General features: G+C 59.2%; 24 protein-coding genes. 9 read left to right on the top strand and 15 right to left on the bottom strand.

Features of this window, described 5'->3' with window-relative positions; translation table 11 throughout:
- Positions 1 to 15 precede the first annotated feature (15 nt).
- The 5 genes from purB to QOM10_RS18570 form a co-directional block, all read right to left on the bottom strand.
- Positions 16 to 1,386: an adenylosuccinate lyase gene (purB, locus tag QOM10_RS18590; protein WP_016987412.1), complete on the bottom strand. Its 1,371-nt coding sequence runs from the start codon at positions 1,384 to 1,386 to the stop codon at positions 16 to 18.
- Between the two features lie 127 nt (positions 1,387 to 1,513).
- Positions 1,514 to 2,137 (bottom strand): high frequency lysogenization protein HflD, encoded by a 624-nt coding sequence (hflD, locus tag QOM10_RS18585; protein WP_316916726.1) that lies wholly within the window; start codon positions 2,135 to 2,137, stop codon positions 1,514 to 1,516.
- The gene (gene mnmA, locus QOM10_RS18580) at positions 2,134 to 3,258 is read right to left on the bottom strand and encodes a tRNA 2-thiouridine(34) synthase MnmA (RefSeq protein WP_316916725.1); all 1,125 of its coding nucleotides are present in this window, start codon (positions 3,256 to 3,258) and stop codon (positions 2,134 to 2,136) included. The genes hflD and mnmA overlap by 4 nt, the downstream gene beginning before the upstream one ends.
- Before the next feature lie 59 nt (positions 3,259 to 3,317).
- A complete protein-coding gene (locus tag QOM10_RS18575; protein ID WP_122606190.1) occupies positions 3,318 to 3,764 on the bottom strand; it encodes an NUDIX hydrolase in 447 nt (148 codons plus the stop codon).
- A gap of 199 nt (positions 3,765 to 3,963) precedes the next feature.
- Positions 3,964 to 6,189 carry an NADP-dependent isocitrate dehydrogenase gene (locus QOM10_RS18570; RefSeq protein ID WP_077573618.1) on the bottom strand — a complete coding sequence of 742 codons (2,226 nt, stop codon included), beginning with the start codon at positions 6,187 to 6,189 and terminating at the stop codon, positions 3,964 to 3,966.
- 481 nt (positions 6,190 to 6,670) lie between these two features.
- On the opposite strand from QOM10_RS18570, the gene icd reads away from it, so the two are divergent.
- Positions 6,671 to 7,927 (top strand): NADP-dependent isocitrate dehydrogenase, encoded by a 1,257-nt coding sequence (gene icd, locus QOM10_RS18565; protein WP_008087051.1) that lies wholly within the window; start codon positions 6,671 to 6,673, stop codon positions 7,925 to 7,927.
- Between the two features lie 62 nt (positions 7,928 to 7,989).
- Here icd and QOM10_RS18560 read toward each other — a convergent pair whose 3' ends face one another.
- A complete protein-coding gene (locus QOM10_RS18560; protein WP_316916724.1) occupies positions 7,990 to 8,271 on the bottom strand; it encodes a cold shock domain-containing protein in 282 nt (93 codons plus the stop codon).
- A gap of 224 nt (positions 8,272 to 8,495) precedes the next feature.
- Between QOM10_RS18560 and clpS the strand changes: the two genes are divergently transcribed.
- Together clpS and clpA are read left to right on the top strand one after the other, a co-directional pair.
- The gene (clpS, locus tag QOM10_RS18555) at positions 8,496 to 8,879 is read left to right on the top strand and encodes an ATP-dependent Clp protease adapter ClpS (protein ID WP_016987405.1); all 384 of its coding nucleotides are present in this window, start codon (positions 8,496 to 8,498) and stop codon (positions 8,877 to 8,879) included.
- Positions 8,880 to 8,909: 30 nt separating this feature from the next.
- Positions 8,910 to 11,180: an ATP-dependent Clp protease ATP-binding subunit ClpA gene (clpA, locus tag QOM10_RS18550; protein ID WP_016987404.1), complete on the top strand. Its 2,271-nt coding sequence runs from the start codon at positions 8,910 to 8,912 to the stop codon at positions 11,178 to 11,180.
- 952 nt (positions 11,181 to 12,132) lie between these two features.
- Here the strand turns inward: clpA and infA are convergent.
- The 4 genes from infA to trxB form a co-directional block, all read right to left on the bottom strand.
- Entirely contained in the window at positions 12,133 to 12,351 is a 219-nt protein-coding gene (infA, locus tag QOM10_RS18545; protein ID WP_002553999.1) for a translation initiation factor IF-1, read from the bottom strand.
- Between the two features lie 112 nt (positions 12,352 to 12,463).
- Positions 12,464 to 13,171 (bottom strand): arginyltransferase, encoded by a 708-nt coding sequence (locus tag QOM10_RS18540; protein WP_110719379.1) that lies wholly within the window; start codon positions 13,169 to 13,171, stop codon positions 12,464 to 12,466.
- 57 nt (positions 13,172 to 13,228) lie between these two features.
- Complete coding sequence (aat, locus tag QOM10_RS18535; RefSeq protein ID WP_127928933.1) at positions 13,229 to 13,909, bottom strand: leucyl/phenylalanyl-tRNA--protein transferase; 681 nt, start codon at positions 13,907 to 13,909, stop codon at positions 13,229 to 13,231.
- 63 nt (positions 13,910 to 13,972) lie between these two features.
- Positions 13,973 to 14,932, bottom strand: a complete 960-nt coding sequence (gene trxB / locus QOM10_RS18530; RefSeq protein ID WP_127928931.1) for a thioredoxin-disulfide reductase — start codon at positions 14,930 to 14,932, stop codon at positions 13,973 to 13,975.
- A 309-nt stretch (positions 14,933 to 15,241) separates the two neighbouring features.
- Between trxB and QOM10_RS18525 the strand changes: the two genes are divergently transcribed.
- The 6 genes from QOM10_RS18525 (at position 15,242) to cysG (ending at position 22,878) form a co-directional block, all read left to right on the top strand.
- Positions 15,242 to 17,650: a DNA translocase FtsK gene (locus QOM10_RS18525; protein WP_034155142.1), complete on the top strand. Its 2,409-nt coding sequence runs from the start codon at positions 15,242 to 15,244 to the stop codon at positions 17,648 to 17,650.
- A gap of 67 nt (positions 17,651 to 17,717) precedes the next feature.
- On the top strand, positions 17,718 to 18,338 hold the full coding sequence (lolA, locus tag QOM10_RS18520) for an outer membrane lipoprotein chaperone LolA (RefSeq protein ID WP_127928929.1): 621 nt from the start codon (positions 17,718 to 17,720) through the stop codon (positions 18,336 to 18,338).
- Between the two features lie 149 nt (positions 18,339 to 18,487).
- Complete coding sequence (locus QOM10_RS18515; RefSeq protein WP_316916723.1) at positions 18,488 to 19,813, top strand: replication-associated recombination protein A; 1,326 nt, start codon at positions 18,488 to 18,490, stop codon at positions 19,811 to 19,813.
- A complete protein-coding gene (gene crcB / locus QOM10_RS18510; protein ID WP_064390665.1) occupies positions 19,813 to 20,187 on the top strand; it encodes a fluoride efflux transporter CrcB in 375 nt (124 codons plus the stop codon). The genes QOM10_RS18515 and crcB overlap by 1 nt, the downstream gene beginning before the upstream one ends.
- Before the next feature lie 15 nt (positions 20,188 to 20,202).
- A complete protein-coding gene (serS, locus tag QOM10_RS18505; RefSeq protein WP_160040960.1) occupies positions 20,203 to 21,483 on the top strand; it encodes a serine--tRNA ligase in 1,281 nt (426 codons plus the stop codon).
- A complete protein-coding gene (gene cysG, locus QOM10_RS18500) occupies positions 21,484 to 22,878 on the top strand; it encodes a siroheme synthase CysG (protein ID WP_127928925.1) in 1,395 nt (464 codons plus the stop codon).
- A gap of 116 nt (positions 22,879 to 22,994) precedes the next feature.
- Here the strand turns inward: cysG and QOM10_RS18495 are convergent, their stop codons facing one another.
- The 5 genes from QOM10_RS18495 to tusC all read right to left on the bottom strand — a co-directional run bounded on the left by QOM10_RS18495 (position 22,995) and on the right by tusC (position 26,067).
- Positions 22,995 to 23,996, bottom strand: a complete 1,002-nt coding sequence (locus QOM10_RS18495; RefSeq protein ID WP_127928923.1) for a glutathione S-transferase family protein — start codon at positions 23,994 to 23,996, stop codon at positions 22,995 to 22,997.
- Between the two features lie 91 nt (positions 23,997 to 24,087).
- The gene (locus QOM10_RS18490) at positions 24,088 to 25,089 is read right to left on the bottom strand and encodes a glycosyl transferase family protein (RefSeq protein ID WP_316916722.1); all 1,002 of its coding nucleotides are present in this window, start codon (positions 25,087 to 25,089) and stop codon (positions 24,088 to 24,090) included.
- Positions 25,086 to 25,421, bottom strand: a complete 336-nt coding sequence (locus QOM10_RS18485) for a TusE/DsrC/DsvC family sulfur relay protein (RefSeq protein WP_316916721.1) — start codon at positions 25,419 to 25,421, stop codon at positions 25,086 to 25,088. Before QOM10_RS18485 ends, QOM10_RS18490 begins: the two co-directional genes overlap by 4 nt.
- Positions 25,418 to 25,711 (bottom strand): sulfurtransferase complex subunit TusB, encoded by a 294-nt coding sequence (gene tusB / locus QOM10_RS18480; RefSeq protein WP_127928916.1) that lies wholly within the window; start codon positions 25,709 to 25,711, stop codon positions 25,418 to 25,420. Before tusB ends, QOM10_RS18485 begins: the two co-directional genes overlap by 4 nt.
- Positions 25,711 to 26,067: a sulfurtransferase complex subunit TusC gene (gene tusC, locus QOM10_RS18475; RefSeq protein ID WP_127928914.1), complete on the bottom strand. Its 357-nt coding sequence runs from the start codon at positions 26,065 to 26,067 to the stop codon at positions 25,711 to 25,713. The genes tusB and tusC overlap by 1 nt, the downstream gene beginning before the upstream one ends.
- Position 26,068 lies beyond the last annotated feature (1 nt).

Genomic DNA, 26,068 nt, shown 5'->3' with positions numbered 1-26,068 from the left:
GGATCAAGCGGTCGATCAGATGCGTTTGGCTTGCGCTACAGCGTTGCCGATGTAGTTGGCCGGAGTCAGTTGCTTGAGCTCGGCTTTCGCTTGCGCTGGCATGTCCAGGCCGTCGATGAAAGTCTGCAACGCTTCAGGGCTGATGCCCTTGCCGCGCGTCAGTTCTTTCAGCTTCTCGTACGGGTTTTCGATGTTGTAGCGGCGCATCACGGTCTGGATCGGCTCAGCCAATACTTCCCAGCAAGCGTCGAGGTCAGCGGCAATCTTCTGCTCGTTGAGCTCCAGTTTGCTGATGCCTTTGAGGCTGGCTTCGTAGGCGATCACGCTGTGGGCGAAGCCGACACCGAGGTTGCGCAGTACGGTGGAGTCGGTCAGGTCGCGCTGCCAGCGGGAAATCGGCAGTTTGCTCGCCAGGTGCTGGAACAATGCGTTGGCGATGCCCAGGTTGCCTTCGGAGTTTTCGAAGTCGATCGGGTTGACCTTGTGCGGCATGGTCGACGAACCGATTTCGCCAGCGATGGTGCGCTGCTTGAAATAACCCAGGGAGATGTAGCCCCAGATGTCACGGTCGAAGTCGATCAGGATGGTATTGAAGCGCGCAATTGCGTCGAACAGCTCGGCGATGTAGTCGTGCGGTTCGATCTGCGTGGTGTACGGGTTGAAGCCCAGGCCCAGTTCGTCTTCGATGAAGGCGCGGGCGTTGGCTTCCCAGTCGATCTGCGGGTAGGCCGACAGGTGCGCGTTGTAGTTGCCGACAGCGCCGTTGATCTTGCCCAGCAGCGGCACGGCAGCGACTTGAGCGATCTGACGCTCGAGACGGTAAACCACGTTCGCCAGCTCTTTACCCAGAGTGGTTGGCGAAGCTGGTTGACCGTGGGTACGCGACAGCATTGGCACGTCAGCGAAACGGATGGCCAGTTCGCGGATGGCGTTGGCAGTCTGGCGCATCAGCGGCAGCATCACGTCATCACGGCCTTCGCGCAGCATCAGGGCGTGGGACAGGTTGTTGATGTCTTCGCTGGTGCAGGCAAAGTGGATGAACTCGCTGACCTTGGCCAGCTCCGGCAGCTTGGCCGCCTGCTCTTTGAGCAGGTATTCGATCGCTTTGACGTCGTGGTTGGTGGTGCGCTCGATCTCTTTGACGCGCTCGGCGTGCTCCAGCGAGAAGTTTTCAGCCAGTTCATTGAGAACGGCGTTGGCCTCGGCGGAGAAGGCTGGCACTTCAGGGATGCCCGCGTGGGCGGCCAGGCGCTGGAGCCAGCGCACTTCAACCAGAACACGGGCACGGATCAGACCGTACTCGCTGAAAATCGGGCGCAGGGCCTGGGTTTTGCCGGCGTAGCGGCCGTCAACAGGGGAAACCGCAGTGAGCGAAGAAAGCTGCATGGGGTGTTCTCGGACAGTCGGGCAACGAAATGGGGCGCGTATCATACATGAAAAAATCCGCCGGTCCGTTGCCAACTGACCGGCGTATTACGCGTTACAGACTACAAAGCTTTTATTGCAGGGCGAATTACTCGCTGCGCATCAACGGATACAGCTCTTTGAGCAGCTTGCGCCGGCTGATCACCAACTGCCAGCGATGGCCGCCGAGCTGCCGCCACAGGCGCGCTGAACGGATGCCGGCAAGCAGCAGGGCGCGGATCTTCGAGGCGTTGCTCGGTTGCTGCAGGTTGCGCATGTCGCCGTGCACCTGAATGCGTTGGCGCAGGGTGCTCAGGGTGTCCTGATACAGCGCGCCGCAAGCCGCGACCACGTTTTCGTGGGCCGGGCCGAAATGCTCGACCTGCGACTGGATCTGCGGCAAACGCTTGCCGATGATGTCGAGCATGTCGTTGCGCTTGGCCAGTTGACGCTCCAGGCCGAGCATCGACAGGGCGTAGCGCAGTGGCTCGCGTTGCAACGTGCTCGGGTCGCGTTCCAGTGCACCGATCAGCGCTCGATAGCCTTCGCGCAGATTGAGGTCATCGCCACCGTACACGTCCAGCGTGTCCTTCGGGTCGCGCACCAGCAGGCTGCCGAGCATGCAACTAAGGCCAGCTTCGCTGGTCTGGCCGGTCTTGGCGATCCGGTCGACCAGCACGGCGGCGAGAAACACACCGCCCAGCGCCGTCAGTTGTTCCTGAGTCGGGTTCATGCCTGGTCGCTCCACGGCTCGGCGACTTCGATCACGCCGCCACCGAGGCAGATTTCACCGTCATAGAAAACCACCGATTGGCCCGGCGTGACCGCGCGTTGCGGTTCGTCGAACACGGCGCGGTAACCGCTGGCGGTTTTTTCCAGGGTGCAGGCCTGATCGCTCTGGCGATAACGCACTTTGGCGGTCAGGCGCAGCGGTTGGCTCAGGTCGATCGGGTTGACCCAATAGATTTCCGAAGCGAGCAGGGCGCCGGAGAACAGCCACGGATGGTTGTTGCCCTGGCCGACGATCAGCTCGTTGGTGTCGAGATCCTTGCGCAGCACGTACCAAGGCTCGTCGCCGGCGTCTTTCAAACCGCCGATACCGAGGCCCTGGCGCTGACCGATGGTGTGGTACATCAAACCGTGATGACGGCCGATGACTTCGCCTTCGGTGGTCTTGATCTCGCCCGGTTGCGCGGGCAGGTATTGCTTGAGGAAATCGCTGAAGCGACGCTCGCCGATAAAGCAGATCCCGGTGGAATCCTTCTTCTTGGCGGTCGCCAGCTCGTATTTCTCGGCAATTGCGCGCACTTCCGGCTTTTCCAGTTCGCCGACCGGGAACAGGGTCTTGGCGATCTGTTCACCGCCGACGGCGTGCAGGAAGTAGCTCTGATCCTTGTTCGGATCGAGGCCTTTGAGCAGTTCGGTGCGGCCATCGATGTCACGGCGGCGCACGTAGTGGCCGGTGGCGATCAGGTCGGCGCCGAGCATCATGGCGTAGTCGAGGAACGCCTTGAACTTGATCTCGCGGTTGCAGAGGATGTCCGGGTTCGGCGTGCGTCCGGCCTTGTACTCGGCCAAAAAGTGCTCGAACACGTTGTCCCAGTACTCGGCGGCGAAGTTGGCGGTGTGCAGCTTGATGCCAATCTTGTCGCAGACAGCCTGAGCATCCGCCAGGTCGTCCATGGCGGTGCAGTATTCCGTTCCGTCGTCTTCTTCCCAGTTCTTCATGAACAGGCCTTCCACCTCGTAACCCTGCTCGATCAGCAGGAGAGCGGAAACGGAAGAGTCCACGCCGCCGGACATGCCGACAATGACGCGCTTCTTGGATGTGTCAGAAGGGGCTGGATCACGCATAGGGATTCAATGAGTGTCTTGAAAAAGGACGCGATTCTAGCAGGCTCGCGGCCTCAAGGCTAAAGAGAAGGGCGGATCAGTTCGAGGCTGAAGTGATGGCCGGCCAGATAATCGTCGATGCAACGGATGATCAGCTCACTGCGCCAGTTGTCGCGTTGGGCGATTAATTCGTCGCGGGTCAGCCACTTGGCGCCGACGATGCCGTCGTCGAGTTGATAATCCGGGTGGTGTTTGACGGCTTTGGCGCTGAAGCACACGCGCTGGTAAGTCACGCCGTTGCTCGGCGCGGTGTACAGGTAAATGCCGATGACGCCGGTGGGTTCGACGTCCCAACCGGTTTCTTCGAGGGTTTCGCGCACGGCGGCGTCGATCAGGGTTTCGTCCGGGTCGAGATGGCCGGCGGGCTGGTTGAGCACATTACGCCCGGCCTTGTGTTCTTCGACCATCAGGAAGCGACCGTTGTCCTCGACGATGGTGGCGACTGTGATGTGGGGGAGCCAATCCATAGGATGTCCTCAAATATAGAATTGAAACCCAATCCCCCTGTGGGAGCGAGCCTGCTCGCGAAAGCGGTGTGTCAGTCAATGCAGATGCTGAATGATAAACCGCTTTCGCGAGCAGGCTCGCTCCCACAGGGGAATGTGTGAACCCTGGAAACACAAACCCCGGCACAAGGCCGGGGTTTGTGATGTTCCCATTACAACCTTAAACCAGCGCAGCAATCGCCGCGTTGAGGGTTGCGCTTGGGCGCATGGCCTTGCTGATCAGCTCGGCATTGGCGTGGTAGTAACCGCCGATGTCGACTGGCTTGCCCTGAACGGCGTTGAGCTCGGCAACGATGGTTGCTTCGTTCTCGGTCAGGGTTTTTGCCAGAGTGGCGAATTGCGCTTGCAGTGCAGCGTCTTCAGTCTGGGCGGCCAGAGCCTGAGCCCAGTACATCGCCAAGTAGAAGTGGCTGCCGCGGTTGTCGATGTTGCCGACTTTGCGCGATGGCGACTTGTTGTTGTCGAGGAACTGGCCAGTGGCCTGATCCAGGGTTTTCGACAGTACCAGTGCTTTCGGGTTGTTGTAGTTCACACCCAGATGCTCAAGGGACGCTGCCAGTGCGAGGAACTCGCCCAGCGAATCCCAGCGCAGGAAGTTCTCTTCAACCAGTTGCTGCACGTGCTTCGGAGCCGAACCGCCGGCGCCGGTTTCGAACAGGCCACCGCCGTTCATCAGCGGCACGATCGACAGCATCTTCGCGCTGGTGCCCAGTTCCATGATCGGGAACAGGTCGGTCAGGTAGTCGCGCAGTACGTTGCCGGTCACCGAAATGGTGTCCTTGCCTTCGCGGGTGCGCTGCAGGGTGTACTTCATCGCGTCGACCGGTGCCATGATCTGGATGTCCAGACCGGCCGTGTCGTGATCCTTCAGGTAAGCCTGAACCTTCTCGATCACTACGCCATCGTGAGCGCGCATCGGGTCCAGCCAGAAGATCGCTGGGGTGCTGCTGGCGCGAGCGCGGTTGACGGCCAGTTTGACCCAGTCCTGGATCGGCGCGTCTTTGGTCTGGCACATGCGGAAGATGTCGCCGGCTTCAACAGCCTGTTCCATCAGCAGGTTGCCCTTGCTGTCGGTGACGCGAACAACGCCGTCAGCCTTGATCTGGAAGGTTTTGTCGTGCGAGCCGTACTCTTCGGCTTTCTTTGCCATCAGGCCAACGTTTGGCACGCTGCCCATGGTGGTCGGGTCGAAAGCGCCATTGGCTTTGCAATCTTCGATCACAGCCTGGTAGATGGTCGCGTAGCAACGATCCGGGATGACCGCCTTGGTGTCGTGCAGCTGACCGTCGGTGCCCCACATTTTGCCGGAGTCACGGATCATCGCTGGCATCGAGGCGTCGACGATCACGTCGCTCGGCACGTGCAGGTTGGTGATGCCTTTGTCGGAGTTGACCATCGCCAGCGATGGGCGAGCAGCGTAGACCGCGGCCATGTCAGCTTCGATCTGAGCTTGCTGCTCAGCCGGCAGGGCCTTGATGCGCGCGTACAGATCGCCGATGCCGTTGTTCAGGTTGAAGCCGATTTCGGCCAGCACGTCAGCGTGCTTGGTCAGGGCGTCTTTATAGAACTCGGCAACGATCTGGCCGAACATGATCGGGTCGGAGACCTTCATCATGGTCGCTTTCAGGTGCACCGAGAGCAGCACGCCTTGCGCCTTGGCGCTTTCGATTTCAGCAGCGATGAACGCGCGCAGGGCGTTTTTGCTCATCACGGCGCAGTCGAGGATCTCGCCGGCCTGAACGGTGGTTTTTTCTTTCAGGACGGTCGCGGTACCGTCCTTGGCGATCAGCTCGATCTTCACGGCGTCAGCGGCGTCGATCAGGGCAGCTTTTTCGCTGCCGTAGAAATCGCCGGTGCTCATGTGAGCGACGTGGGACTTGGAGTCTTTGGCCCAGGCGCCCATTTTGTGCGGGTGCTTGCGAGCGTAGTTCTTCACCGACAGCGGTGCGCGGCGATCGGAGTTGCCTTCACGCAGAACCGGGTTCACGGCGCTGCCCTTGACCTTGTCGTAACGCGCCTTGGCGTCTTTGTCAGCGTCGCTGGTCACGGTTTCCGGGTAGTCCGGCAGGTTGTAACCCTGAGCTTGCAGCTCTTTGATCGCGGCTTGCAGCTGTGGCACCGAAGCGCTGATGTTCGGCAGCTTGATGATGTTGGCTTCAGGCGTAACGGCCAGGTCGCCCAGTTCGGCGAGGTGGTCGGCTACGGCTTTGTCGCCCAGTTGCTCGGGGAAGCTGGCCAGAATGCGCGCTGCAAGAGAGATATCGCGGGTTTCCACGGCGATATCGGCCGAAGCGGTGTACGCCTCGATGATCGGCAGCAGGGAATAGGTGGCGAGGGCTGGAGCTTCGTCGGTGAAGGTATAGATGATCTTCGAGCGGGTGGGCATATTCGGATTAACTCTCTCTTCTTTGCTAAAGCGTGCGCAGAAACTCGAGGGGCGCCGGGTAAGCGCGTTCGTTCAAAGTCATCCATGAACCGAATGTCGAGATTCTTCGCGGTGATGTTGGGTGCATCAGTAGAGCGTCAAGCAGTCAGGCTGCGGTAACAACCCGACCAATCAGGCGGAAAGTCTCGTGCTAGAGAGGCCAGCCGTCGTGACCCTGTGGTCAGCGGGCGGCATTATACATAGGTAGCTGGCAATCTGCCGATGGTTCATATGCAACGATTCTCGTCCATTGGTCTAAAGGTCGCAGGGCGGGGTCGGGCGTAGAGTCGTCGCGAATGCTTGAGTTTGGCGCTTTTCCCTTTGCTTTCAGGCTTGTACGAAACGAGATGTAGCCGCGCCACGAACAGAGGGTTTGCGTGTTGATTTAACTGGGTTACGCTCGAACCAAGCCAGATGTTCAATCCAAACAATGGAGTTCAGCATGGGTTACAAGAAGATTCAGGTTCCAGCCGTCGGCGACAAAATCACCGTCAATGCAGACCATTCTCTCAATGTTCCTGATAACCCGATCATCCCCTTCATCGAAGGTGACGGCATTGGTGTCGACATCAGTCCGGTGATGATCAAGGTTGTCGATGCTGCAGTTCAAAAGGCATACGGCGGTAAGCGCAAGATTTCCTGGATGGAAGTCTACGCCGGGGAAAAAGCCACTCAGGTTTACGATCAGGACACCTGGCTGCCTCAGGAAACCCTCGATGCAGTCAAGGATTACGTGGTTTCCATCAAAGGCCCGCTGACCACCCCGGTCGGTGGTGGCATCCGCTCGCTGAATGTGGCCCTGCGTCAGCAACTCGACCTGTACGTCTGCCTGCGCCCGGTGCGCTGGTTCGAAGGCGTGCCAAGCCCGGTGAAAAAGCCTGGCGATGTCGACATGACCATTTTCCGCGAGAACTCCGAAGACATCTATGCGGGCATTGAGTGGAAGGCCGGTTCGCCGGAAGCCACCAAAGTCATCAAATTCCTTAAAGAAGAAATGGGCGTCACCAAGATCCGTTTCGACGAAAACTGCGGCATCGGCGTCAAGCCGGTTTCGCTGGAAGGCACCAAGCGCCTGGCGCGCAAGGCTCTGCAATATGTAGTCGATAACGATCGCGATTCGCTGACCATCGTGCACAAAGGCAACATCATGAAGTTCACCGAAGGTGCCTTCAAAGAGTGGGCCTACGAAGTGGCGGCTGAAGAATTCGGCGCGACCCTGCTCGACGGCGGCCCGTGGATGCAGTTCAAAAACCCGAAAACCGGCAAGAATGTTGTGGTCAAAGACGCCATCGCTGACGCCATGCTTCAGCAGATCCTGCTGCGCCCGGCCGAATACGATGTGATCGCGACCCTCAACCTGAACGGCGACTACCTCTCCGACGCTTTGGCGGCGGAAGTGGGTGGCATCGGTATTGCTCCGGGCGCCAACCTGTCCGACACCGTGGCGATGTTTGAAGCGACTCACGGTACTGCGCCGAAGTATGCCGGCAAGGATCAGGTCAACCCGGGTTCGCTGATTCTCTCGGCCGAGATGATGCTGCGCCACATGGGCTGGACTGAAGCCGCGGATCTGATCATCAAGGGTACCAACGGCGCTATTTCGGCCAAGACCGTGACCTATGACTTCGAGCGTCTGATGGAGGGGGCCAAGCTGGTTTCGTCTTCTGGCTTCGGCGATGCGCTGATTTCGCATATGTAAGCAGTACGGGTACAAAAAAACCGCCTTCGGGCGGTTTTTTCATGGCTGAGTGGCCGGTAACGTCAGCTCGACACCCTTTCGGTATGGGGCGTATGCACGACCGGCTCGCTGGCAGTCGTCGCATCTTTGATCTTCACGGCGTGCAGGCCTTTGGGGCCTTGAACGATGTCGAAGCTGACGGCCTGTCCGGCCTTGAGGGTTTTATACCCGTCCATCTCAATGGCGGAGTAGTGCGCAAAGAAATCAATATCTTTGCCATCCTCATCGCGGCCTTCGCGGGCATCGGTATTGATAAAGCCGAATCCCTTGGCATTGTTGAACCATTTCACCTTGCCGACAGCCATGCTCAAATCCCTCTGCAACAGACTCCATCGCTGGAGTATCATCCAATTCATCCGCAATCTAATCCGTTAAAAGGATTGACTCCGCGGATCTTTTTTACCCACTGTGGGCTCTATTGGTTGTAACACCGTTTTCCCGATAGTCAAGGTGACCGGGCAGTCGGAGTTGAAAACGTGGACAACCGCCCCCACCACTGTATTTGCACAACTGACGAACCTTTCTTTCCATGCATGCAATCAGCCAGATTCGACTAACATTCAATCAGGATCGCCCGCTTCTCCAAAAGGATCTTCCAGAGGAGCACGACGACGATTCGGCAGGCGTTGCTGTTCAGGAAGCAAAGCCTGCGTTACAGGCGCCGCCGATGTACAAGGTGGTTTTGTTCAACGATGACTACACACCGATGGATTTCGTCGTCGAAGTGCTCGAGGTGTTTTTTAACCTGAATCGCGAGCTGGCGACCAAGGTCATGCTGGCCGTCCACACAGAAGGACGGGCAGTATGTGGAGTGTTTACCCGCGACATCGCCGAGACAAAGGCCATGCAGGTCAACCAGTACGCCAGGGAAAGCCAGCATCCGCTACTCTGTGAAATCGAGAAGGACGGTTAATCGCCGACCACTTGGGTATGAGGTGAAGCTATGTTAAACCGCGAGCTCGAAGTCACCCTCAATCTAGCCTTCAAGGAGGCTCGTTCGAAACGTCATGAATTCATGACCGTCGAACACCTTTTGCTGGCCCTATTGGACAATGAGGCTGCCGCCACCGTTTTGCGTGCCTGCGGCGCAAACCTCGACAAACTCAAGCATGACCTGCAGGAGTTCATCGACTCCACCACGCCATTGATCCCCGTTCATGACGAAGATCGCGAAACCCAGCCAACCCTGGGCTTCCAGCGTGTACTGCAACGTGCTGTTTTCCACGTACAGAGCTCGGGCAAGCGCGAAGTAACCGGCGCCAACGTGCTGGTTGCCATCTTCAGTGAGCAAGAGAGTCAGGCGGTGTTCCTGCTGAAACAGCAGAGCGTTGCGCGCATCGATGTCGTCAATTACATCGCGCACGGCATTTCCAAAGTGCCGGGGCATGGCGATCACTCTGAAGGTGAACAAGATATGCAGGACGACGAGGGCGGTGAGTCTTCTTCTTCAGGCAATCCTCTGGATGCTTATGCCAGCAACCTCAACGAACTCGCGCGTCAGGGTCGAATAGATCCGCTGGTCGGCCGTGAGTCGGAAGTCGAGCGTGTCGCGCAGATTCTCGCGCGTCGGCGCAAAAACAATCCGCTGCTGGTCGGTGAAGCAGGCGTGGGTAAAACCGCGATTGCCGAAGGCCTGGCCAAGCGCATTGTCGACAACCAGGTTCCGGATCTGTTGGCCAACAGCGTTGTTTACTCCCTCGACCTCGGTGCTCTGCTCGCGGGCACCAAGTATCGCGGTGATTTCGAGAAGCGCTTCAAGGCGCTGCTCAATGAACTGAAAAAACGTCCGCAGGCGATCCTGTTCATTGACGAGATCCACACCATCATCGGTGCCGGCGCTGCGTCCGGTGGCGTAATGGATGCCTCGAACCTGCTCAAACCGCTGCTGTCGTCTGGCGACATTCGCTGCATCGGCTCGACCACGTTCCAGGAATTCCGCGGCATCTTCGAGAAAGATCGTGCCTTGGCACGTCGATTCCAGAAGGTTGATGTTGTCGAACCGTCGGTGGAAGACACCATCGGTATTCTGCGCGGCCTGAAAGGGCGTTTCGAGCAGCACCACAACATCGAATACAGCGATGAGTCGTTGCGCGCCGCTGCTGAACTGGCTTCGCGCTACATCAATGATCGGCATATGCCGGACAAGGCCATCGACGTGATCGACGAGGCGGGCGCCTACCAGCGTCTGCAACCGGTAGAAAAACGTGTGAAGCGCATCGAAGTGCCACAGGTTGAAGACATCGTCGCGAAAATCGCGCGGATTCCGCCTAAGCACGTCACCAGTTCCGACAAGGAGCTGCTGCGTAACCTGGAGCGTGACCTGAAACTCACGGTGTTTGGTCAGGACGCGGCCATCGATTCGCTGTCGACTGCGATCAAACTATCGCGTGCCGGCCTGAAGTCGCCTGACAAGCCCGTCGGTTCGTTCCTGTTCGCAGGCCCGACCGGTGTTGGTAAAACCGAGGCTGCGCGGCAACTGGCCAAGGCGTTGGGGATTGAGCTGGTTCGCTTCGACATGTCCGAATACATGGAGCGTCACACCGTATCGCGTCTGATCGGTGCGCCTCCGGGGTATGTCGGCTTTGATCAGGGCGGTCTGTTGACCGAAGCGATCACCAAGCAGCCGCACTGCGTATTGCTCCTCGATGAAATCGAGAAGGCGCATCCGGAAGTCTTCAACCTGCTGCTGCAGGTGATGGATCACGGCACGCTGACCGACAACAACGGGCGCAAGGCGGACTTCCGCAACGTGATCGTGATCATGACCACCAACGCTGGTGCCGAGACGGCTGCTCGCGCTTCGATCGGTTTCACCCATCAGGATCACTCGTCTGATGCGATGGAAGTGATCAAGAAGAGCTTCACGCCGGAGTTCCGTAACCGTCTGGACACCATTATCCAGTTTGGTCGCCTCAGTCATGAGGTTATCAAAAGTGTGGTGGACAAGTTCCTTACGGAGCTTCAGGCGCAGCTGGAAGACAAGCGTGTGCTGCTTGAGGTCACTGATGCGGCGCGTAGTTGGCTGGCGGCGGGTGGTTATGACTCGGCGATGGGGGCACGTCCGATGGCGCGTCTGATCCAGGACAAGATCAAGCGTCCGTTGGCGGAGGAGATTCTGTTTGGCGAGCTGGCCGAGCATGGCGGTGTGGTTCACATCGACATCAAGGATGGTGAGTTGACGTTTGACTTCGAGACTACCGCAGAAATGGCCTGACGGCCTTGGATCAAGAGGGCGCCTTCGGGCGCCTTTTTGTTATTTGTCGTTTGGGGTTTTTGGGTGAATATCCGTTGCTGCGGTGATGGCTTATTACGGTTTCGCCCTTACGGCGACTCACGTTTTTTCAAGCGCCAAAAAAAGTAAGCAAAAAACGCTTGCTCCTGCGTGCGGCCCGCTCGCTGGGGCTCGGGGTTCCTTCGCTCCGGGATCGATCCGGGCGCAGCGCCTACGGTTTGCTTCGCTGCACCTCCTCTCGCTGTGTTTGGCTGCGCCAAACGGTCGCTGCGCTCCCACGCCCGGATCAATCCCTCCACTCAGCCTTCCGACGTCGCCCGTGGATCAAGATCAAGAGCAGGCGAGCTGACACTCGGCCTATTGAGTGGTGAAGAGCGGGGCGTGGTCGGCTTTGGATTTGTGGTGGTGCTTCCCCTCACCCCAGCCCTCTCCCGAGGGAGAGGGAGCTGATTTGTGAGCTTTTCAAAGTCTGAGTTCAACTCGGTATCGCACGTCGGCGTAGCTCTCCCAAACACCACCGTCAGTCCCCTCTCCCTCCGGGAGAGGGCTAGGGTGAGGGGCTCTTGATCTGGCACTTGATCTTGCTTTGGCTTTTGATCTTTTGCCCCATCGGCAGGCCGAGCGTAGGTGTTCATCCGGGGGTAGGCGCGTAGCGCCGTGCGGCGAAGCCGCATACATCGAGAGGAGGTGCAGCGAAGCAAACCGTAGGCGATGCCCCCGGATGGACACCGTAGCGAGGGAACACTGAGCCTAAGCGAAGTGCCGTACGCCAGGGGCAAAGCCTTTTGCTTACTTTTCGGCGTCTGGAAAAGTGAGTCGCTGTAAGAGCGAAACCGCCAGCGGCAACACCCGCAGAAACGGATATACACACAAAACCAACAAAGCGCAGACACAAAAACGCCCGGCATAAACCGGGCGTTCTGTATTGACTTGATTAACGGGCGCGGTAAGTAATGCGCCCTTTGCTCAAGTCATAGGGCGTCAGCTCGACGCGCACTTTGTCACCGGTAAGAATACGAATGTAGTTCTTGCGCATCTTGCCGGAAATATGCGCGGTTACGACGTGCCCATTTTCCAACTCCACACGAAACATGGTGTTGGGCAGGGTGTCGACGACAGTGCCTTCCATTTCGAAGCTGTCTTCTTTCGACATGCAGTAAAGCCCTCGGTATCCAATGAATGGCCCGGTGCAACTGCGCCAGGCAAAAGCGGCGTGCATTGTGCCCGAAAAATGGTGTTTACGCCAAGGGGTTTACGGCTTGGGTTTAGTTGAGGATGACCCAGCGCTGATTAATCAGCAATTCGATGGGTCGGTATTGCGTCTTGTAGTTCATCTTTTTGCAGTTCTTGATCCAGTACCCGAGGTACACCGCCTCAAGCCCGAGGCGCTGTGCCTCGGCGATTTGCCAGAGAATGGCAAATCGGCCAAGACTACGGCGCTCTTCGTCGGGTTCGTAGAAGGTGTATACCGCCGACAAACCGTTCGGCAGTAAATCGGTCACCGCCACGGCGAGCAACCGTCCGTCGAGTCGGAACTCGTAAAAGCGCGAGAAGGGCAGATCACGTACCAGAAAAGTCGAGAATTGATCACGGCTTGGCGGGTACATGTCGCCGTCAGCGTGGCGTTGTTCGATGTAGCGCTGGTACAGATCGAAATATTCTTCACTGAATTGCGGTTTGGCCGGGCGCACCTGCAAATCCGTATTGCGTTTGAAGATCCGCTTCTGCTGGCGATTGGGTGTGAACTGCGCTACCGGGATGCGCGCAGGCACGCACGCATTGCAGTTCTGGCAATGCGGGCGGTACAGATGATCGCCGCTGCGACGAAAGCCCATTTCCGACAGGTCTGCGTAGACATGCACATCCATGGGCTGACTCGGATCGAGAAACAGGGTCGTGGCCTGCTCCTCGGGCAGATAACTGCAAGAGTGAGGCTGAGTGGCATAGAACTTCAAACGCGCCAACTCGGTCATGATCAACCCTCGGGATAAGCTGGTGAATTAAGTGTAAGCCACGCGCGCAAAAGTCGCTCAGCAAACCCAGGTGGCACGATTGGGTTGATCCAGGTGATTTGCCAGAAAGTCGGCGAATTGCTGACGAGGAATCGCCCGGGCGCCGAGGCTGTGCAGATGATCGGTCGGCATCTGGCAATCGATCAGCACGAATCCCGAGTCTTGCAGATGGCGCACCAGGGTGGCAAAGCCGAATTTGGAGGCGTTGTCGGCGCGGCTGAACATCGATTCGCCGAAAAACAGTTGGCCCATCGCCAGGCCATACAGGCCGCCGACCAGCTCTCCCTGGTCCCAGACCTCCACCGAATGGGCGAAGCCGCGACGATGCAGTTCGACATAGGCGTCCTGCATCGCCTCGGTGATCCAGGTGCCGTCGGCATAATCCCGTGGTGCGGCGCAGGCGCGGATTACCGCAACGAAGTCCTGATCGAAGGTCACTTGATAGCGTTCCTGGCGCAGTAATTTGCCGAGGCTGCGCGAAACATGCAGTTCGTCGGGAAACAACACCGTGCGCGGATCCGGCGACCACCAGAGAATTGGCTGGCCCTCGGAAAACCACGGAAAGCAGCCATGGCGATACGCTTGAATCAGCCGGTCGGCCGACAGATCGCCACCAGCGGCGAGCAATCCGTTGGGGTCGCGCATGGCCTTTTCCAGCGGTGGAAAAGTCAGTGAATTACGTTGTAACCAAGTCAGCATGGCATCCAGGCTTGCAGAAGGGGAGGGTGGTGCGGGCTGTTCGGCCCGCAATAAAGTGTGCCGTTAAATGACAGGAATGTCGTCCAGATACTTCTCGGCATCGAGCGCGGCCATGCAGCCGGCGCCTGCCGACGTCACCGCCTGACGATAAACGTGGTCGGCCACGTCGCCGGCGGCAAACACCCCGGGAATCCCGGTGGAGGTCGCGTCGCCGTCACTGCCGCCCTTGACCTGCAAATAGCCGTCGCGCATCGACAACTGGCCTTGAAACAGGTCGGTGTTGGGTTTGTGGCCAATGGCGATGAAGACGCCGGCCAGTGCCAGTTCGCGGGTTTCGCCGGTGTGGCTGTCGCGCAGTCGCGCACCGGTGACGCCGCTGGCATCGCCCAGCACTTCGTCGAGATTCTGATTCCAGTGCAGGCGCACGTTGCCGTTGGCGGCTTTCTCGAACAGTTTGTCCTGGAGGATTTTCTCCGAACGCAGTTTGTCGCGGCGATGGATCAGGTGCACCTCCTTGGCGATGTTCGACAGGTACAGTGCTTCCTCAACCGCCGTATTGCCGCCGCCGACCACGGCGACCACCTGATTGCGATAGAAAAAGCCGTCACAGGTCGCGCAGGCAGAAACCCCTTTGCCGGCGAAGGCTTCTTCCGAAGGCAGCCCCAGGTATTGCGCCGAGGCGCCGGTGGCGATGATCAGCGCATCGCAGGTGTAAGTGCCGCTGTCACCGACAAGCTCGAACGGGCGCTGCTGCAACTTGGCGGTGTGGATGTGGTCGTAAACGATCTCTGTGGCAAAGCGTTCGGCGTGCTTCTGCATGCGCTCCATCAACACCGGGCCAGTGAGGCCTTCGACGTCGCCGGGCCAGTTGTCGACCTCGACGGTGGTGGTGAGCTGGCCACCGGCCTGCAGGCCGGTAATCACCACGGGTTTGAGGTTGGCGCGGGCGGCATACACGGCAGCGCTGTAACCGGCCGGGCCGGAGCCGAGGATGATCAGGCGTGAATGCTTCGCTACGTTCATCAAATACCCCTCATAAGCCTTTGTCACAAAAGGTAATGCATGCTCAAATTGGCTCACAGGTCTTGTGTGCTTGACTATGCTTGATCCTGGGGTTTGAAGCATGGCATCGGACGCACAAACCCGTACAATGCCGGGCTGTTACAGAATATTCGCGGTGCGCTGTATTCATGGCTGTGTTTATAAAACCGGCAGCACAGTGTTAAAAGTAGTCTCAGTTGCGCTCGTTCACTTTTTTACCTGCCTGGATTGGGCAGTTTTTTATCGTCATTCAATAGATGGACGCGCCTCGGGCGCAGGAAAAGAAGCGTTTTGAAGAAATCCACCGAAGCACCAAAAACAGTCGTTCCGCTCTGGCGCCAACAATTGCACTACCGGCTCAAGGAAGGTGCATTGATCGCCATTGGCGCCTTGTGCCTGTTCCTGATGATGGCTTTGCTGACCTACGGCAAGGACGATCCGGGCTGGAGCCACAACAGCAAGATCGACGATGTACAGAATTTCGGCGGCCCGGCGGGCTCCTACAGCGCTGACATTCTGTTCATGGTGCTGGGTTATTTCGCTTATATCTTCCCGTTGCTGCTGGCGATCAAGGCCTACCAGATCTTTCGCCAGCGCCACGAGCCGTGGCAGTGGAGCGGCTGGCTGTTTTCCTGGCGCCTGATCGGTTTGGTGTTTCTGGTGCTGTCCGGCGCGGCGCTGGCACATCTGCATTTCCATGCAGCGTCGGGTCTGCCAGCGGGGGCCGGTGGCGCGTTGGGCGAAAGCCTCGGCAATCTGGCGAAAAACGCGCTGAACATTCAGGGCAGCACGCTGCTGTTCATTGCGTTGTTCCTGTTCGGCCTGACGGTGTTCACTGACCTGTCGTGGTTCAAGGTGATGGACATCACCGGCAAGATCACTCTCGACCTGTTCGAGCTGTTCCAGGGCGCGCTCAATCGCTGGTGGTCGGCACGTACCGAACGCAAACAACTGGTTGCGCAACTGCGTGAAGTCGATGATCGCGTGCATGACGTGGTCGCGCCGACGGTCACCGACAAGCGTGAGCAGGCCAAAGTCAAAGAACGCCTGATCGAACGTGAGCAAGCCCTGAGCAAGCACATGTCCGATCGCGAGAAACAAGTTCCGCCGGTCATTGCGCCAGCTCCAGCCAAAGCGCCTGAGCCAAGCAAACGCGTGCAGAAAGAGAAACAGGTGCCGTTATTCGTCGACAGCGCCGTGGAAGGCACGTTGCCGCCGATCTCGATTCTCGATCCTGCGGAAAAGAAACAACTCAATTACTCACCGGAATCCCTGGCGGCAGTCGGCCATTTGCTCGAGATCAAGCTCAAGGAGTTCGGCGTCGAAGTCACGGTGGATTCGATCCATCCTGGCCCGGTGATTACCCGTTACGAAATCCAGCCTGCCGCCGGCGTCAAAGTCAGCCGCATCGCCAACCTGGCGAAAGACCTTGCGCGTTCGCTGGCCGTGACCAGCGTACGTGTGGTCGAGGTGATTCCGGGCAAGACCACCGTCGGTATCGAGATTCCCAACGAAGACCGGCAGATCGTGCGCTTCTCCGAAGTGCTGTCGACGCCTGAGTACGACAACTTCAAATCGCCGGTCACCCTGGCACTCGGTCACGATATCGGTGGTAAACCGGTAATCACTGACCTGGCGAAGATGCCGCACTTGCTGGTGGCCGGTACGACCGGTTCCGGTAAGTCGGTGGGTGTGAACGCGATGATCCTGTCGATCCTGTTCAAGTCCGGCCCGGAAGACGCCAAGCTGATCATGATCGACCCGAAAATGCTGGAACTGTCGATCTACGAAGGCATTCCGCATTTGCTGTGCCCGGTTGTGACCGACATGAAGGACGCTGCCAACGCCCTGCGCTGGAGCGTTGCCGAGATGGAGCGCCGTTACAAGCTGATGGCGAAGATGGGCGTGCGTAACCTGTCCGGCTTCAACGCCAAGGTCAAGGAGGCCCAGGACGCCGGCGAGCCGTTGAGCGATCCGCTGTACAAGCGTGAAAGCATTCACGACGAAGCACCATTGCTGCAAAAGCTGCCGACCATCGTTGTAGTGGTCGACGAATTCGCTGACATGATGATGATTGTCGGCAAGAAGGTTGAAGAACTGATCGCCCGTATCGCCCAGAAGGCCCGTGCTGCCGGTATTCACTTGATCCTCGCGACCCAGCGGCCTTCGGTGGACGTGATCACCGGTCTGATCAAGGCCAACATTCCGACGCGTATGGCGTTCCAGGTGTCGAGCAAGATCGACTCCCGCACCATCATCGATCAGGGTGGTGCTGAACAACTGCTCGGCCACGGTGACATGCTCTACATGCCGCCGGGCACCAGCCTGCCGATTCGGGTTCACGGTGCATTCGTATCCGACGATGAAGTACACCGGGTGGTCGAAGCGTGGAAACTGCGCGGCGCACCGGAATACAACGACGACATTCTCAATGGTGTCGAAGAAGCCGGCAGCGGTTTTGAAGGCAGCAGCGGTGGCGGCGATGGCGATGATCCGGAAGCCGACGCGCTGTACGACGAAGCTGTACAGTTCGTGCTGGAAAGCCGTCGTGCCTCGATTTCAGCTGTACAGCGCAAGCTGAAGATCGGCTACAACCGTGCCGCACGGATGATCGAAGCCATGGAAATGGCCGGGGTCGTCACCTCGATGAACACCAACGGTTCTCGTGAAGTCCTGGCCCCGGGCCCGGTACGCGACTGATTGCAAACGCAAGAGGCGGGACAATGATGTGCCGCCGCTCTCCCAACGAGTATTCAAGAGGACTCCCATGCGTCTTATCCGCATGCTGCTGCCAGTACTGGCGCTGACCACTCTCACGGCCCACGCCGATGACAAGGACGTGGCGCGTCTGACCCAATTGCTGGAAACATCCAAGACCCTGAGCGCAAACTTCTCGCAGCTGACCCTCGACGGCAGCGGCACGCAGTTGCAGGAAACCACCGGCAACATGACCCTGCAGCGTCCGGGCCTGTTTTACTGGCACACCAATGCGCCGGCCGAGCAGACCATGGTCTCCGACGGCAAGAAAGTCACCCTGTGGGACCCGGATCTGGAACAGGCGACCATCAAGAAACTCGACGAGCGTCTGACCCAGACCCCGGCGCTGCTGCTGTCCGGTGATGTGTCAAAGATCAGCCAGAGCTTCGACATCAGCGCGAAAGAGGCGGGCGGCGTGATCGACTTCACCCTCAAGCCGAAAACCAAGGACACCCTGTTCGACAACCTGCGTCTGTCGTTCCGCAACGGTCTGCTTAACGATATGCAACTGATCGACAGCGTCGGCCAGCGCACCAACATCCTGTTTACCGGGGTCAAGGCCAACGAGCCGGTGTCGCCGTCCAAGTTCAAGTTCGACATCCCCAAGGGTGCTGACGTGATCCAGGAATAAACACGAAACCTTGTAGGAGTGAGCCTGCTCGCGATAGCGGTGGGTCAGACGATGCAGTTGTGACTGACAAATCGAATCGCGAGCAGGCTCACTCCTACAAAATCAAAAGCATGATCGGCAACCGATTCAAATAGAGGTTTCAACGCTACGTGAAGGATCTGTTTCGCAGTGCACCGATTGCCCAGCCACTGGCCGCGCGTTTGCGTGCGACCAATCTGGATGAGTACGTCGGTCAGGAGCACGTGCTCGCTCGCGGCAAGCCTCTGCGTGAGGCGCTGGAGCAGGGTGCCCTGCATTCGATGATCTTCTGGGGCCCGCCGGGCGTGGGTAAAACCACCCTTGCACGATTGCTCGCGGAAGTCTCCGATGCGCACTTCGAAACGGTCTCGGCGGTGCTCGCCGGGGTCAAGGAGATCCGTCAGGCCGTTGAAATCGCCAAGCAGCAGGCCGGCCAGTACGGCAAGCGCACGATTCTGTTCGTCGATGAAGTGCACCGTTTCAACAAATCCCAGCAGGACGCGTTCCTGCCGTACGTTGAAGACGGCACGCTGATCTTCATCGGCGCCACCACCGAAAACCCTTCGTTCGAGCTCAACAACGCTCTGTTGTCGCGGGCCCGCGTCTACGTGCTGAAAAGCCTCGACGAAGCGGCGCTGCGCAAACTGGTGCATCGCGCACTCACTGAAGAGCGTGGGCTGGGCAAGCGCAACCTGACGCTTAACGACGAAGGCTTCCAAATGCTGCTGTCCGCCGCCGATGGCGATGGCCGACGTCTGCTCAATCTGCTGGAAAACGCCTCGGATCTTGCTGAAGACAACAGCGAAATCGGCACCGAGCTGCTGCAAAGCCTGCTCGGCGATACTCGTCGACGTTTCGACAAGGGTGGCGAAGCGTTCTACGACCAGATCTCGGCGCTGCACAAGTCGGTACGCGGCTCCAACCCCGACGGCGCGCTGTATTGGTTTGCGCGGATGATCGACGGTGGTTGCGATCCGCTGTACCTGGCCCGCCGTGTGGTGCGCATGGCCAGTGAAGACATCGGCAACGCCGACCCGCGCGCCCTCAGCCTGTGCCTCGCGGCGTGGGAGGTGCAGGAACGCCTCGGCAGTCCGGAAGGCGAGTTGGCCGTGGCCCAGGCCATTACTTATCTTGCCTGCGCGCCGAAAAGCAATGCGGTGTACATGGGCTTCAAAACCGCTCTGCGTGCCGCTGCTGAAAACGGCTCGCTGGAAGTGCCGCTGCACTTGCGCAACGCACCGACCAAACTGATGAAACAATTGGGCTACGGTGACGAATACCGCTACGCCCATGATGAGCCGGACGCTTACGCCGCCGGCGAAGACTATTTCCCGGAAGAGCTCGAACCGATTCCGTTCTACCAACCGGTGCCGCGCGGCCTGGAATTGAAGATCGGCGAGAAGCTCAACCACCTCGCCCAACTCGACCGTTTAAGCCCTCGGCAGCGGAGAAAATAGTGCTTCCATTGATTGTTGCGGTCTCCGTCGGCGGTGTCGCCGGCACGTTGTTGCGCTTCGCCACCGGTAATTGGGTCAACGCCAATTGGCCGCGGCACTTCTATACCGCGACGCTGGCCGTTAATATCGTGGGCTGTCTGTTGATTGGCGTGTTGTACGGCCTGTTTTTGATACGCCCGGAGGTGCCGATCGAGGTGCGTGCCGGGTTGATGGTCGGCTTCCTCGGGGGGCTGACGACTTTTTCATCCTTTTCACTGGATACGGTGCGCCTGCTGGAAAGCGGGCAAGTGCCGCTGGCCCTGGGCTATGCGGCACTCAGCGTATTCGGCGGGCTGCTCGCGACGTGGGCTGGCCTGTCTTTGACCAAACTTTGATAACGAGAAACCGACATGCTCGATTCCAAACTGTTACGTAGCAACCTTCAGGACGTAGCGGACCGCCTGGCTTCCCGTGGCTTTGCCCTGGATACCGCGCGCATCGAAGCGCTGGAAGAACAGCGCAAGACCGTCCAGACCCGCACCGAAGCACTGCAGGCTGAGCGTAACGCGCGTTCCAAATCCATCGGTCAGGCCAAGCAGCGCGGCGAAGACATCGCGCCGTTGATGGCGGACGTCGAGCGCATGGCGGGCGAACTGAGCGCCGGTAAAGTCGAACTGGACGCAATCCAGACCGAACTGGATTCGATCCTGCTCGGCATCCCGAACCTGCCACACGAATCCGTGCCGGTCGGCAAAGACGAAGACGACAACGTCGAAGTGCGCCGTTGGGGCACGCCGACTGCATTCGATTTCGAAGTGAAAGACCACGTGGCGCTGGGCGAGAAGTTCGGCTGGCTGGACTTTGAAACCGCCGCCAAACTGTCCGGCGCGCGTTTCGCCCTGTTGCGTGGCCCGATCGCCCGTCTGCATCGCGCACTGGCACAGTTCATGATCAACCTGCACGTCAACGAGCACGGCTACGAAGAGGCCTACACGCCTTATCTGGTTCAGGCCCCGGCGCTGCAAGGCACCGGTCAACTGCCGAAGTTCGAAGAAGACCTGTTCAAGATCGCTCGCGAAGGCGAAGCCGATCTGTACTTGATCCCGACTGCCGAAGTGTCGCTGACCAACATCGTTGCCGGCGAAATCGTCGACTCGAAACTGCTGCCGATCAAGTTCGTTGCCCATACTCCGTGCTTCCGCAGTGAAGCCGGCGCATCGGGTCGTGACACTCGCGGCATGATTCGTCAGCACCAGTTCGACAAGGTTGAAATGGTGCAGATCGTTGAGCCGTCGAGCTCGATGGAAGCGCTGGAAGGCCTGACCGCCAACGCCGAAAAAGTCCTGCAACTGCTCGGCCTGCCTTACCGCACGCTGGCGCTGTGCACCGGCGACATGGGCTTCAGCGCAGTCAAGACTTATGACCTCGAAGTGTGGATCCCGAGCCAGGACAAGTACCGCGAAATCTCGTCGTGCTCGAACTGCGGCGACTTCCAGGCCCGTCGTATGCAAGCGCGTTTCCGCAACCCGGAAACCGGCAAGCCTGAGTTGGTGCACACCTTGAACGGTTCCGGTCTGGCGGTTGGCCGTACTCTGGTGGCCGTGCTGGAAAACTACCAGCAGGCCGACGGTTCGATCCGTGTGCCGGACGTGCTGAAGCCGTACATGGGTGGCCTTGAGGTCATCGGCTAAATGAAATATCTGCCGCTGTTTCACAACCTGCGCGGCAGTCGTGTGTTGGTCGTCGGTGGGGGGGAAATTGCCTTGCGCAAATCCCGCCTGCTGGCCGATGCCGGTGCGCTACTGCGGGTGGTCGCACCTGAAATCGAAACGCAACTGCGTGAACTGGTTACTGCCTCTGGCGGTGAATGCCTGTTGCGCGGTTACGTTGAGGCGGATCTGGACGGTTGCGGGCTGATCATTGCCGCCACCGACGATGAGACGCTGAACGCACAAGTTTCCACCGATGCTCACAAGCGCTGCGTGCCGGTCAACGTGGTCGATGCGCCTGCCTTGTGCAGCGTGATCTTCCCGGCGATCGTCGATCGCTCGCCGCTGATCATTGCCGTGTCCAGCGGCGGCGATGCGCCGGTGCTGGCGCGGTTGATTCGCGCCAAGATCGAAACCTGGATTCCGTCGACTTACGGTCAGTTGGCCGGACTCGCCGCGCGTTTCCGCAATCAGGTGAAAAGCCTGTTTCCGGATGTGCAGCAGCGTCGTGGTTTCTGGGAAGACGTGTTTCAGGGGCCGATTGCCGATCGCCAACTGGCCGGACAGGGCGCCGAGGCCGAGCGTCTGCTGCAAGCCAAGATCGATGGCGAAGCCATGGTCACGACTGGCGAGGTGTATCTGGTTGGCGCCGGTCCGGGCGATCCGGATCTGCTGACCTTCAAGGCTTTGCGCTTGATGCAGCAAGCCGACGTGGTGCTCTACGACCGTTTGGTTGCACCTGCGATTCTTGAGCTGTGTCGTCGTGATGCCGAGCGGGTCTACGTTGGCAAGCGTCGGTCTGATCACGCCGTGCCGCAGGATCAGATCAACCAGCAACTGGTCGATCTGGCCAAGGCCGGCAAGCGCGTGGTGCGGTTGAAGGGCGGCGATCCGTTCATCTTCGGCCGTGGCGGCGAAGAAATCGAAGAGCTGGCCGCTCATGGCATTCCCTTTCAGGTCGTGCCAGGTATCACAGCGGCCAGCGGTTGTGCGGCGTATGCCGGGATTCCGTTGACCCATCGTGATTACGCGCAGTCGGTGCGTTTTGTCACCGGGCATTTGAAGGACGGTTCCACCGATCTGCCATGGGCCGACCTTGTCGCCCCGGCGCAGACGCTGGTGTTCTATATGGGTCTGGTCGGCTTGCCGGTCATTTGCGAACAACTGATCAAACATGGTCGTTCAGCGGATACCCCGGCGGCGTTGATTCAGCAGGGTACGACGGTCAATCAGCGGGTCTTTACCGGCACGCTGGCCGATCTGCCACGATTGGTGGCGGAGCATGAAGTGCATGCGCCGACACTGGTGATCGTTGGTGAAGTGGTGCAACTGCGCGAGAAGCTGGCTTGGTTCGAAGGGGCTCAGGCGCAAGTCTGAAAACCGAGTCGCCCCATTCGCGAGCAGGCTCGCTCCCACATTGGATCTGTGTCGTGCACAAATCCCCTGTGGGAGCGAGCCTGCTCGCGAAGAGGTCTTCAAAAACGATGCAGATCTCAGCCCCGGCGCCAAACCCCTTTGCCGCTCAACCGCGCCCGATCATGGGCCGCTGTGAAATCCTGCTCCGGCCCCTTCGGCACAACCCCCGTCGGATTGATCGTCTTGTGACTGCCGTAGTAGTGATTCTTGATGTGCTGGAAATCCACCGTCTCGGCAATCCCCGGCAACTGATACACCTCACGAAGCCAGTTCGACAGATTCGGGTAATCGGCAATTCGCCGCAGGTTGCACTTGAAGTGCCCGTGATACACCGCGTCAAACCGAATCATTGTAGTGAACAAGCGGATATCGGCTTCGGTCAGGTACTCACCCGACAAGTAGCGATTGGCGCCCAGCACCCGCTCCAGATGATCCAGCTCGGCAAACACCTCATCGAACGCTTCTTCGTAAGCCTGTTGCGACGTAGCGAAACCAGCGCGGTACACGCCGTTGTTCACGGCCGGATAGATTCGATCGTTCAACGCGTCGATTTCAGCGCGTAAGGGCGCCGGGTAGAAATCCAGATCGTTGCCGGTCAGATTATCGAACGCGCTGTTGAACATGCGGATGATTTCCGCTGATTCATTGCTGACGATGCGCTTCAGTTTTTTGTCCCACAGCACCGGCACAGTAACGCGGCCGGTGTAATCGGCCGTGTCGGCGGTATAGCGCTGGTGCATGAAGTCGAAGCCGTCGAGCTTGTCGCCGGTTGAGCCGAGCGCCGTGTCGAAGGTCCAGCCGTTTTCCAGCATCAGCCAACTGACCACCGAAACGTCGATCAGACTTTCCAGACCTTTGAGCTTGCGCAGGATCAGCGTGCGGTGCGCCCACGGACAGGCTAGCGAAACGTAGAGGTGGTAGCGCCCGGCTTCAGCGGCAAAACCGCCTTCGCCGCTCGGGCCGGGCTGGCCATCGGCGGTGACCCAGTTACGGCGTTTGGCCTGTTCGCGCTGAAACGCGCCGTCCTTGCTGCTTTCGTACCACTTGTCCTGCCAGCGGCCATCGACGAGTAAACCCATGATCAAGACTCCGTAAACCAATATTCGTTGGAGCCGAGTCTATTCCGATGAGTTCGAACAAAAAGCGCAAAGATCGGGCGCGAATGATCGGTTAAATCGATTTGTTCCGCGCAGTCCAGTATTGCTCGGCGGTGGCGAAGGCTTGTTCGCGGGGTTGGCCGAGGCCGCGCAAGGCCAGGGCCATGGTCGCAATCAGGGCCATTTGCGGGTAACTGTCGACCACCTCACCACGCCACACGGCTTTCAGATGTTCAACGTCCAGGGTCGCCGGTTTGACGTGGCGTTGCGCCGACAATTGTGGCCATTCCTCGTCCCACCTTTCGCCGCCGGTGGTGCCGTAGAGGTGGCTGTCGGCATCCGGGTTGATTTCGATTTCGCCGCCATCGCCCTTGACCACTATCGCCGTGTCGCCGAGCAGACCGCTGGCATCGCGATGCACCGCCTGATAGCCGGGGTGGAAGATGCTTTGCAGGCCGCAGCGTGCGCCCAGCGGATTGAGAATCCGCGCCAGGGAATGAATCGGCGAACGCAGGCCCAAGGTGTTGCGCAGGTCGATCATGTTCTGCAACTGCGGCGCCCAGTCCACCAGCGGCATGAATGCCAGTCCGCCGTTGTCCAGTGCTGTGCCGACCTGCTGCCAGGTGCGGCACAACGGGATGTTCAACTCACCGAGCAGCTGCTCGCTGTACAGACGCCCGGCGGTATGAGCGCCGCCGCCGTGCATAAAGATGCGCACACCGTTCTGTGCCAGACACTTCGCCGCCAGCAGATACCACGGCAGATGGCGCTTCTTGCCGGCGTAAGTCGGCCAGTCCAGATCGACGTTCAACGTGGGTGCCTGCAAACGTGCGCGCAAGGCTTCGGTGAAGCCGGCCATTTCCTCGGCGCTTTCTTCCTTGTGTCGTAGCAACATCAGGAACGCGCCGAGCTGGGTGTCCTCAACCTTGTCGTCGAGCACCATGCCCATGGCTTCCCGGGCTTCTTCGCGCGTCAGGTCGCGAGCGCCACGTTTGCCTTTGCCGAGGATGCGCACGAACTGGGCGAAGGGATGCTCGGTGGGCGTTTCGAGAGTCAGCGCTGGAAAGTCGGTCATAAGCAATTCGTCGGTTTGGGCAGGCCCGCCAGTTTCGCGGCGAGTTTGGCAGGGGTGCCTTTGAACAGTCGGTTCAGGTGCAGGCTGTTGCCTTTGTCCGGGCCGAGTTTCAACGCGGTGTACTTGATCAGCGGCCGGGTGGCCGGGGACAGCTGGAATTCTTCGTAGAAGCTGCGCAGCAGTTCGAGGACTTCCCAGTGCTCGGGCGTCAACTCGATGTCTTCGGCGGCGGCGAGCGCACTGGCGACATCAGCCGACCAGTCACTCAGGTCGACGAGGAAGCCGTCCTTGTCCATTTCGATGGCGCGGGCGCCGACGGTCATGGCCTTCATAACCAGCTGTTGACCTTGTCGTGGTGGATCGACAGCTCGACGAAGGCCGGGTAATCGATGGCTTCGGCCCAGTCCGGCACTTCGATGGCGCGCGCCTGTGCATCCTCGGCCAGAACGAACAATTTGATCTGGCGGCTTTGCAGTGCGCTAAACGGCGCAGTGCCCGCTTGCAACGCATAGACCGCGTCGCCGGACAGCAACAGAGCATCAGTACTGCCGATCAGGCGCAGGCAACTGGTCAGACGATCGTCGCCAAAAGGGGAATGAGACAACACATGCAAAGTCGACATCAGAGGGTGATCACCTGGTCGTAACGGTCAATAAGGGCGGTGATTTGCTCGGCGGCCAGCGGCTGTGCTTCGTCCAGCGACAAGTTGTCGAGACCGCGAGTGATGGCGCTCTCAGCGCAATAGAACAGCTCTTCTACACCAAACATCGGCAGCGCCTGCAGGTTGGCGCTGAGGTCTTTCTGCTGCAGGGCCTTGGCGTTTTGCCCGGCGCTGAGTTGCAGCACGCCGTCATCGAGAAACAGCAAACCGATCGGTAGATCAAAGGCGCCGCCGGCCAGCACGATGTCCAGCGCTTCGCGGGCACCGGGGCCTGACCATGGCGATTGGCGGCTGATGATCAACAGGGACTTGGCCATC

This window comes from Pseudomonas sp. P108, assembly GCF_032613195.1.
Lineage (GTDB): Bacteria > Pseudomonadota > Gammaproteobacteria > Pseudomonadales > Pseudomonadaceae > Aquipseudomonas.
The sequence above is the reverse complement of the archived record's forward strand: the minus strand, read 5'-3'. Positions and strand labels throughout refer to the sequence as shown.